This is a genomic window from Kitasatospora sp. NPDC043950 (assembly GCF_056435345.1).
On the sequence record NZ_JBWKER010000105.1, the window covers coordinates 4,608 to 11,854 of the forward strand.

7 protein-coding genes are annotated in these 7,247 nt (G+C 73.8%); 1 reads left to right on the top strand and 6 read right to left on the bottom strand.

The genetic code is table 11. The annotated features are described in order from the left end of the window. Window positions 1-110: 110 nt before the first annotated feature. From ahcY to AC07BF_RS36990, 6 genes are all read right to left on the bottom strand, one after another. A complete protein-coding gene (ahcY, locus tag AC07BF_RS36965) occupies window positions 111-1,559 on the bottom strand; it encodes an adenosylhomocysteinase (protein WP_363587584.1) in 1,449 nt (482 codons plus the stop codon). A 352-nt stretch (window positions 1,560-1,911) separates the two neighbouring features. Beyond that, window positions 1,912-2,889 (bottom strand): cation diffusion facilitator family transporter, encoded by a 978-nt coding sequence (locus AC07BF_RS36970; RefSeq protein ID WP_363587586.1) that lies wholly within the window; start codon window positions 2,887-2,889, stop codon window positions 1,912-1,914. 77 nt (window positions 2,890-2,966) lie between these two features. Next, window positions 2,967-4,241 carry an SIS domain-containing protein gene (locus tag AC07BF_RS36975; RefSeq protein WP_400989622.1) on the bottom strand — a complete coding sequence of 425 codons (1,275 nt, stop codon included), beginning with the start codon at window positions 4,239-4,241 and terminating at the stop codon, window positions 2,967-2,969. 66 nt (window positions 4,242-4,307) lie between these two features. Beyond that, complete coding sequence (locus AC07BF_RS36980) at window positions 4,308-4,490, bottom strand: Trm112 family protein (protein WP_280686052.1); 183 nt, start codon at window positions 4,488-4,490, stop codon at window positions 4,308-4,310. Window positions 4,491-4,573: 83 nt separating this feature from the next. Beyond that, on the bottom strand, window positions 4,574-5,959 hold the full coding sequence (locus AC07BF_RS36985) for a phosphomannomutase/phosphoglucomutase (RefSeq protein ID WP_363587590.1): 1,386 nt from the start codon (window positions 5,957-5,959) through the stop codon (window positions 4,574-4,576). Window positions 5,960-6,149: 190 nt separating this feature from the next. Further along, entirely contained in the window at window positions 6,150-6,593 is a 444-nt protein-coding gene (locus AC07BF_RS36990) for a DUF3499 domain-containing protein (RefSeq protein WP_079136306.1), read from the bottom strand. A gap of 84 nt (window positions 6,594-6,677) precedes the next feature. Here AC07BF_RS36990 and AC07BF_RS36995 point away from each other — a divergent pair, with 84 nt between their 5' ends. Then, on the top strand, window positions 6,678-7,130 hold the full coding sequence (locus tag AC07BF_RS36995) for a metallopeptidase family protein (protein WP_079135840.1): 453 nt from the start codon (window positions 6,678-6,680) through the stop codon (window positions 7,128-7,130). Window positions 7,131-7,247: the final 117 nt, after the last annotated feature.

Below are 7,247 nucleotides of genomic sequence, written 5' to 3' on the forward strand. Positions count from 1 at the left end.
CCCTCCCCCCCCCCCCCCCCCCCCCCCCCCCCCCCCCCCCCCCCCCCCCCCCCCCCCCCCCCCCCCCCCCCCCCCCCCCCCCCCCCCCCACCGGCGTACGGCTCACCGCATCAGTAGCGGTACTGCTCCGCCTTGTACGGGCCCTCGACCGGGACGCCGATGTAGTCGGCCTGCTCCTGGCTCAGGGTGGTCAGCTTCACGCCGAGCGCGTCGAGGTGCAGCCGGGCGACCTTCTCGTCCAGGTGCTTGGGCAGCACGTAGACGCCGATCGGGTACTGCTCGGTCTTCGTGAACAGCTCGATCTGGGCGATCGTCTGGTTCGCGAAGGAGTTGGACATCACGAACGACGGGTGGCCGGTCGCGTTGCCCAGGTTCAGCAGGCGGCCCTCGGAGAGGACGATGATGGTGCGGCCGTCGGCCTTGCGCCACTCGTGGACCTGCGGCTTGACCTCGGTCTTCACCACGCCGGGCAGCTGCGCCAGGCCGGCCATGTCGATCTCGTTGTCGAAGTGGCCGATGTTGCCGACGATGGCCTGGTGCTTCATCCGGGCCATGTGGGAGGCCATGATGATGTCCTTGTTGCCCGTGGTCGTGATGAAGATGTCGGCCGTCTCGACGACGTCCTCCAGGGTGGCGACCTGGTAGCCGTCCATCGCCGCCTGGAGCGCGCAGATCGGGTCGATCTCGGTGACGATGACGCGGGCGCCCTGGCCGCGCAGCGACTCGGCGCAGCCCTTGCCGACGTCGCCGTAGCCGCAGACGACGGCGACCTTGCCGCCGATCAGGACGTCGGTGGCGCGGTTGATGCCGTCGATGAGCGAGTGGCGGCAGCCGTACTTGTTGTCGAACTTCGACTTGGTGACCGAGTCGTTGACGTTGATCGCCGGGAACAGCAGCTGGCCGTCACGGTGCATCTCGTACAGGCGGTGGACACCGGTGGTGGTCTCCTCGGTCACGCCCTTGATGGTGGCGGCGACCTCGGTCCACTTGTTCGGGGAGTCCTTGAGGGTGCGGTTGAGCAGCTCCAGGATGATCCGGAACTCGTCGTTGTCCGCGGTGGACGGGTCCGGCGCGGCACCGGCCTTCTCGAACTCGACGCCCTTGTGGATCAGCAGGGTGGCGTCGCCGCCGTCGTCCAGGATCATGTTCGGGGTCTTGCCCTCGGGCCAGGTCAGGGCCTGCTCGGTGCACCACCAGTACTCGTCCAGGGTCTCGCCCTTCCAGGCGAAGACCGGCACCCCCTGCGGGTTCTCCGGGGTGCCCTCCGGGCCGACCGCGATGGCGGCGGCCGCGTGGTCCTGGGTGGAGAAGATGTTGCAGGAGCACCAGCGGACCTCGGCGCCCAGGGCGGTCAGGGTCTCGATGAGGACGGCGGTCTGCACGGTCATGTGCAGCGAGCCGGTGATGCGGGCGCCGGTCAGCGGCTTCGACTCGGCGTACTCGGCTCGGATCGACATCAGGCCGGGCATCTCGTGCTCGGCCAGCTGGATCTCCTTGCGGCCGAACGGCGCCAGGGAAAGGTCGGCGACCTTGAAGTCACCGGTGGTGTCGGTCGACATGCGTCTGCTCCTCGCTGATGGGGTGGGCGTGGCCAAGGTCCTGTGTGTGCGGTCGCAGCGGGGGCGGGGCCGTACGGGTGCACGGCTACGCCGGGGCGGCCGGATCCGTGGTGGCGGACCGGTTCCCTGCTGCGCAGCACAAACCGTCGGAGGACCTCTCTCCCTCGACCGGGGCACACCCCACAGGGGCGGACCGCCGATCAACCGCCATCAGCAGCGACGTTCTGGCTCTGGTGACGAATCTACACCGGCGGCCCCACCGGCCGTCCGCCGATGAGCGATTTCGGCCTCGGACCGGACGGGTCCTCAAGCGGATCCCAGCCGACCCCGGCCGGCGGCGGACCGGCGCCGGTCAGTGCGAGGCGCCGGGCCCGGGCCCGCCGGGGGTGGCCGCCGGGTCCTCGCCCGCGGCGGCCTTCTCGGCGCTGTAGACGTCGGGCTCCAGGTAGATCGCCCGCGCGATCGGGACGGCGGCCCGGACCCGCTCCTCCGCCGCGTCGATCGCCCGCGCGACGCGGGCCGCGCTGTCCTCCGCGTTGACGGCGATCTTGGCGGCGACCAGCAGTTCCTCCGGCCCCAGGTGCAGGGTGCGCATGTGGATCACTCCGGTGACGGCCTCGCCGTCCACCAGCGCCTCGCGGATCCGGCGCACCGAATCCCGGTCGGCGGACTCGCCGAGCAGCAGCGACTTGGTCTCCAGGGCGAGCACCACCGCGATCAGCACCAGCAGGACGCCGATGCCCAGGGTGCCGACGCCGTCCCAGACGCCGTCGCCGGTGATCACGGTGAGCGAGACGCCGAGCAGCGCGAGCACCAGGCCGATCAGCGCGCCGGCGTCCTCCAGCAGCACCACCGGCAGCTCCGGGGCCTTGGCGGTGCGGATGAACTGCACCCAGCCCTGGCCGCCCTTGGCCTTCGCCGACTCGCGCATCGCGGTGAGGAAGGACCAGCCCTCCATCGCGACGGCGAAGATCAGCACGCCGACCGCCCAGCCCCAGGAGTCCAGCTTCTCCGGGTGGTTGACCTTGTGCCAGCCCTCGTAGATCGCGAACAGGCCGCCGACGCTGAAGAGGACGATCGCCACCAGGAAGCCGTAGATGTAACGCTCGCGGCCGTACCCGAACGGGTGCTCCTCGTCCGCCGCCCGGCGCGCCCGCTTGCCGCCGATCAGCAGCAGCACCTGGTTGCCCGAGTCGGCAACCGAGTGCACGCCCTCGGCCAGCATCGACGACGAGCCGGTGAAGCCGAAGGCGGTGAACTTGGCCGCCGCGATCGCCAGGTTCGCGGACAGTGCCGCGACCAGTGCCTTGGTGCCGCCTTCTGTACTCATGCTCCGGGTCCCTCCGCCGCAATGGCTGGTCGCGCTGCTCCGTCGAGCGCTTACCGTACCGGCCGTGCGACGCCGGCTCAGGACTGCGCGGCGGCGAGCCCGAGGTAGACGGCGGCGAAGTCGGTCAGCGCGACCAGGTCGGCGAGCGCGTGCAGCGGGTCCGGCCGGGTGGTCGCGTACTCGGTCAGCCGGACGTCGTGGGCGCCGGCCAGCCGGTGCGCGCGGGTGACGCCGAAGCTGCGCGGGCCCGCGTCGTCCTCCGGCACCTCGGCCGGCCCGTCCGCCTCGTCGGCCGCGCCGCCGGGCTGGGCCCCGGGCCGACCGCCGGGCGCCCCCGGGACGTGCCGCAGCAGCAGGACCTGGAGGTGCAGCGGATCCGGCTCGTCGACCCGGTCGCGGAAGAAGTCGTCCGGGTCCGCGCCCGCGCCCAACTGGCCGGTGAACATGCCGCGGTGGGCGGTGAGCACCTGCGGCAGCGGCCCGGCCAGCGCCGGGCGGCCGGCCCGTTCGGCGAGCTGGGCGGCGAAGCGGGTGGCGACGGCCCCGGCGATCGGGCCCTCGGCCCACAGCAGCGGGACCGTCCCGGCCAGCCGGGCGGCCAGGCCCTTGGCCGGGTTGGTGTACGCGGCGGCGTCGGGGCGGCAGCGGACGGCGGTCGCGTCCAGCAGGTCGGCGACGGCCGGCAGCGCGTCGTACGGCAGCTGGGTGATGCCGATCTTCTGGGCGAGCGCGAGCAGCGGGGTGAGGTGGGACCACAGCGCGGCCGGGTCCTCGGCGGGGAGGTCCGGCTCGGCGGCCGGGCGGGCGGGCGCCTCGTCCTCGGGCAGCGCGGAGGCCACGTACGGCAGCGGCAGCGCGCGCACCTGCAACGCGGCCTCGGCCAGCGGGCTGCCCACCGGGGCGGTGACCGCGATCGCGCAGCCGCGCGCGTAGGCCTGCTCGGCGAGGCTGACCAGGCCCGGTTCGCCGCCGTCGGCGGAGCTGACCACCAGGAGGTCCAGCGGGCCGGCCCAGCCGGGCAGTTGCCAGCCGAGCCCGGCGGTGAAGGCCGGCGGTGCGCCGGCCCGGTCGGCGCGCGGGGCGGCCGCCTCGGTCGGCGGCAGCGTGGTGATCAGGCCGGCGCTGCCGGCCAGCGCGGTCAGGATCTCGCCCGCCGTCAGGGCGCTGCCGTGGCCCGCGACCAGGACGGCGCGCGGGCGGCCGTCCGGACGCAGCCGGTCCAGGCCGGCCGCGTCGGCCAGCCGCAGCGCGGTGCGGACCCGCGCACCGGCGCCGGCCAGGGCCAGCAGGGCGCGGTCGCGGTCGGCGCGCTGCAGGGCGGCCGGGTCGTCGAGCAGGGTGTCGTCGAGCATGCGGCGGGCCTCCGGCTGCTGTCCTGTGCGCGCTGGGCTGACGGGGTGGGGGCTTCGCCCCAAGGATCAGGCCGGGCGGCGGGCCTCGTCCACCAGCAGGACCGGAATGCCGTCCCGCACCGGGTACGCGAGGCCGCAGTCCGCGCCGGTGCAGACCAGCTCGGGCTGCTCCTCGGTGCCGCCCTCGGTGAGCGCGGCCCGGCACTGCGGGCAGACCAGGATCTCCAGCAGGAAGGATTCGAGCTTCATGGGGCTCTCCAAAAGTCGGGGGGTGGCACGGCGGTGCCCCGGCCGATAGGCAACCCTACCGGCCGGGGCACAGGAGGCCTCGGTCAGGCGCGGACGATGGCGAGCACGCCGTCGCGCAGCTCGGCCATCTTCGCCGGGTCCTTGGCCTCGGCGTTCAGGCGCAGCAGCGGCTCGGTGTTGGAGGCGCGCAGGTTGAACCACCAGTCCGGGCCGGCCACGGTGAGGCCGTCCAGCTCGTCGACGGTGGTGCCCTCCAGGCCGGCGTAGGCGGCGCGGACGGCGGCGGTGCTGGCGGCCTGGTCGGCGACGGTGCTGTTGATCTCGCCGGAGGCGGCGTAGCGGTCGTACTCGGCGGTGAGCGCGGACAGCGTGCCGGGCTGCCCGCCGAGCGCGGCCAGCACGTGCAGCGCGGCCAGCATGCCGGTGTCGGCGCGCCAGAAGTCGCGGAAGTAGTAGTGCGCGGAGTGCTCGCCGCCGAAGACGGCGTCGGTGACGGCCATCTCCTGCTTGATGAAGGAGTGGCCGACCCGGGTGCGCACCGGGTTGGCGCCGAGCTCGCGGACCACCTCGGGGACGGTCCAGGAGGTGATCAGGTTGTGGATGACGGTCGGCTCGGCCTCGCCGGCGGCCTGGGCGCGGGCGATCTCGCGGGCGGCGACCAGGGCGGTGATGGCGGACGGGGAGACCGGCTCGCCGCGCTCGTCGACGACGAAGCAGCGGTCGGCGTCGCCGTCGAAGGCCAGACCGAGGTCGGCGCCGACCTCACGGACCCTGGCCTGGAGGTCGACGATGTTCTTCGGGTCGAGCGGGTTGGCCTCGTGGTTGGGGAAGGTCCCGTCCAGCTCGAAGTACATCGGGACGAGCTCGATCGGCAGGCCGTCGAAGACGGTCGGCACGGTGTGGCCGCCCATGCCGTTGCCCGCGTCCACGACGACCTTGAGCGGACGGATCGCGGTGAGGTCGACCAGGCCCAGCAGGTGGTCGGCGTAGCCCCGCAGGGTGTCCTGCTCGGACAGCGCGCCCGGCTTGACGTCCTTGGCCGGGACGGTGACGGTGTCGTCCTCACCCGTCCAGGACTCGACCAGCTCGCGGATCTCGGCGAGGCCGGTGTCCTGGCCGACCGGGGCGGCGCCGGCCCGGCACAGCTTGATGCCGTTGTACTGGGCCGGGTTGTGGCTGGCGGTGAACATCGCGCCGGGCAGGTCGAGCTTGCCGCTGGCGTAGTAGAGCTGGTCGGTCGAGCAGAGGCCGATCTGGACGACGTCGGCGCCGTAGGCGGCGGCGCCCTCGGCGAACGCCCGGGTGAGCGACGGGGAGGAGGGGCGCATGTCGTGGCCGACGACGATCGCGGACGCGCCGGTGACCTGCACGAACGCGGCGCCGAAGGCCCGGGACAGGTGCTCGTCCCACTGGTCCGGGACGACGCCTCGGACGTCGTAGGCCTTCACGAGCTGCTTGAGGTCGCGCACTGCGGCTCCACCCTGGTCTCTGTACTGGTCGGTGTGCGTGTGATCGGCGGCTGGCCGCCCACGGTCACGATACGTCGGGGTCACCGCCCGTTCGGTCGACGGTCCGCGGTGACGGTAGACGGGCAGCGTACCCAAGTCGGACGAACGCCCGGTGCGGGCCCGGGCGGGGTACGGCGTCGGCTGTGCGGCGTCAGTTGTCCGGCGAGCGCAGGACGCGCAGGTGGCCGCGGCGGCCGCCCTCGGTGGACTCGCCCTCGGACCCGCGGCCCTGACGGGGGGTCTGCGGCCGGGCGGCCTCGCGGACGGCGTTGGCGAGGGCCTCCAGGTCGTCGCTGCTGCGGCGCAGCGGCCCGGCCTCGGCGGCCAGCCGGACGACCTCCCAGCCGCGCGGGGCGGTGAGGCGCTCGGCGTGCTCTGCGCACAGGTCGTAGCAGTGCGGCTCGGCGTAGGTGGCGAGCGGGCCCAGGACGGCGGTGGAGTCCGCGTAGACGTACGTCAGCGTCGCGACGGCCGGCCGGCCGCACGCGGTCCGCGAACAACGACGTACAGAGCTCACGAGGGTGGACGGTACCGCACTCCTCGCCGGGGAGCGAAGACCGCCTGTCCGGCGGGTGTGCCGTGTCGCGGTCCGCACGCCGGTCCGCGCCCCGCCGCCCCGGGCGTTTCCCCGTCGGAGTAGTCCACTTCCGACCGTCCAAGGACTACCCTCGGCAGTGATATGGACAGCTCTGCACCGCAGTCATCGACGGGACCCTCGCGCCGTCCCCGGCATCGCGACCGGCACGGCAGGGGGCTGCGCGGCCCGCTGGCGCCGCCCCAGGTGCCGATCTCGCTCACCCGCTCCGAACTGTTCGACGACTACGTGCGCGAATCGGTGGAGCGTCTTGAACGGCGCTGGCCGCAGTTGATCGAAGTGGAGTTCGCCGTCCAGGAGGTGCCGCTGCACGAGCCCGACGCGGCCGACGGCGAGGACGGCGTGCCGCTGGGGCGGGTGTTGCCGGGCAAGCAGGGCCGCAAGAGCCAGATCGTGGTGTACCGGCGGCCGGTGGAGATCCGGGCGAAGACCCGGGAGGACCGCGCGGCACTGGTGCACGAGATCCTGATCGAGCAGGTGGCGGAGCTGCTGGGGCTGTCCCCGGACGCCATCGACCCGCGCTACGACGAGGACTGAGCACGCGGACGGGGGGGGGGGGGGGGGGGGGGGGGGGGGGCGCGGGAGGGGGGGGGGGGGGGGGGGGGGGGGGGGGGGGGGGGGGGGGGGCCGCGATGCTCTGGCAGGGGTTGTCGT

Bases quoted from the DNA above. Each gene is read 5' to 3' on its own strand.
- AC07BF_RS36970 (WP_363587586.1), bottom strand. From the start codon at position 2,889: ATGAGTACAGAAGGCGGCACCAAGGCACTGGTCGCGGCACTGTCCGCG.
- AC07BF_RS36975 (WP_400989622.1), bottom strand. From the start codon at position 4,241: ATGCTCGACGACACCCTGCTCGACGACCCGGCCGCCCTGCAGCGCGCC.
- AC07BF_RS36995 (WP_079135840.1), top strand. From the start codon at position 6,678: ATGGACAGCTCTGCACCGCAGTCATCGACGGGACCCTCGCGCCGTCCC.
- AC07BF_RS36980 (WP_280686052.1), bottom strand. From the start codon at position 4,490: ATGAAGCTCGAATCCTTCCTGCTGGAGATCCTGGTCTGCCCGCAGTGC.
- ahcY (WP_363587584.1), bottom strand. From the start codon at position 1,559: ATGTCGACCGACACCACCGGTGACTTCAAGGTCGCCGACCTTTCCCTG.